1 protein-coding gene is annotated in these 2,118 nt (G+C 50.5%); it reads left to right on the top strand.

All coding sequences use genetic code 11. The features are described 5' to 3' along the window. Positions 1 to 175 precede the first annotated feature (175 nt). The coding region (locus CH74_RS17325) for a pilus assembly protein (protein ID WP_048308795.1) at positions 176 to 2,118 on the top strand (1,943 nt) is incomplete at its 3' end.

The raw sequence follows: 2,118 nt of genomic DNA, 5'->3' as shown, positions 1-2,118 counted from the left end.
ACCCGGAAGCTGATGACGATGAAGAGGACGAAAGGTATGAATGGGAGGATGAGGAAACGCGCTTTTATTTTAACGATAAAGAGTACCGTCAGGATGTAAAAAAATTCAAGGATGATGAGGATGGTAAGGCTAAAAAAGAAACTATGCGAACTGGTTCTACTACTATCGTGACCGAATGAAAGTAGCTCAAGCTGCACTAGCCAAGACTGTTTCCTTCGGTAGCGCGCGCATGGGATTTTCCACTATCAACGACCACGGTAAGCACGCCGTGGACGATATCGATAAAGGGAACAATCGTCAGGAGATTGCAGATTTGATTTTTGCCAGTCGTCCTAAATCCGGCACCCCATTGCGCAGCGCGCTTCAGCGCACTGGCGAATACTTCAAGGGATCCAAATCGCCTATCCTGAGTACGGAAGAAAAAGGCATGTGCCAACAGAATTTTGCCATATTGATGAGCGACGGTTATTGGGACAATGAGAAAATCTCCGTCGGCAATCAGGATGGCCGTGTGGGGGGATTGGTGCGCAAGAGTGACAGCGACGATTACTCTAATACGCTTGCCGATGTGGCTATGAAGTATTACAAGGAAGACTTGCGACCGGATCTTGAAAACGTAGTGCCTATTGTGCCCGGGATCGATGAAAACACGGCTCAGCATCTGGTGACCTATACGCTGGGTTTCGGTGTCAATGGTAATTTGACTGAAAATCCGGTAGATCCCGATAAGAAGTTTGATTGGCCAAAACCATTCAAAAACCAGCCTTCATCTATTGACGATATGCGTCATGCCGCCTGGAACTCCCGAGGAGAGTTTCTGAGTGCAGCCGATCCCGAAGCCCTCAATGCTGCTTTCACCAGAATCTTTCAAAACATCAACGCACGTTCGTCGAGCGTGTCGGGTCTGGAAGTAGGGACTAATAGTGACAGGAGCGACAATGTTTTAATCGAAGCAAAATACGATCCTTCCAGTTGGGAAGGAGATATAGTTGCGCGCCCGTTTGGTGGGGACGGCTTTCCAGGTGATGCCCGCTGGGTATTTTCGCAGCAGCTTCGGGAACTGCAAGATCGTCACCTGACGCGTCAGGTATTGACGATCAACCCTCAAGGTGAAAGTGATGAAGCATTTTATTTTAATGCAGACAACATTGAAAAGATGAGCCGCCATCAAGTTCTCGATCTGGGAGGTTTCTTCAATAAGAGCGTTTTGACGCTGGCGGACAAGAAGAATGTCAATATCAACGTCAGTCCTGGAAGCGACCAGGTGCATATTAAAAACGTCAAGATCGATAAATCGCACTTCGATTCGCTGATGAATTACCTCAAGGGTGATGCCGCTAGCGAAGGTGAGGCGTTTCGCAAGCGTAACGGTCAATATCTTGGCGATATCATCGGCTCTTATCCGATCATCGTAAATGCTCCCGCGGAAAGCTATATAGATGCTATTGCAAAGAAGCCCTATTCAGCCTTTCGCGGCACTTACGGCCAGCGAGCGGGCATGATCTATGTTGGGGCCAATGACGGTATGCTGCATGCCATCGATGAGGCAACCGGTGCCGAGAAATTCGCCTTTATGCCCCATGGCGTATTCAGCGCCGAGTCCGGCGAGGGCGTTCGCCAACTGGCAGATAAGGATTATTTGCATCGTTTTTATGTCGATGCTACGCCAGTAGCGCGGGATGCCTTTGTCACGCTTCCGGGGGAAACCGAAGCCGCATGGCATACCCTGCTGCTGGGCGGACTGGGCGGTGGTGGAAAATCCGTCTACATGCTGGATATCACCGACCCAGAAACGTTTGATGCCTTGGGCAGCACGACGACGCCTGGCGATATCGTCAAGTGGGAGTTCGATCATTTAGATCTGGGCTACAGCTTCAGCGACATTCATGTGGCTAAACTCGTCAATGACAGCTGGTATGCGATTTTCGGCAACGGTTACAACGCCGAGAGCGATGGCAAGGCCAAGCTGTTCATTGTCAGTCTCGAAAATCCCGATGACTATGCGCTGATCGACACCGGCGCCGGCAGTAACGACAACGGCAATTGCCTTGAGGCCGCCAGCGACTGCAATGGATTGTCCAGCCCGCAGGTTGCGGATATCGACGGCGATGGAATTGC

It is taken from the genome of Halomonas sp. PR-M31, assembly GCF_001039575.1.
GTDB lineage: Bacteria > Pseudomonadota > Gammaproteobacteria > Pseudomonadales > Halomonadaceae > Modicisalibacter.
The sequence above is the reverse complement of the archived record's forward strand: the minus strand, read 5'-3'. Positions and strand labels throughout refer to the sequence as shown.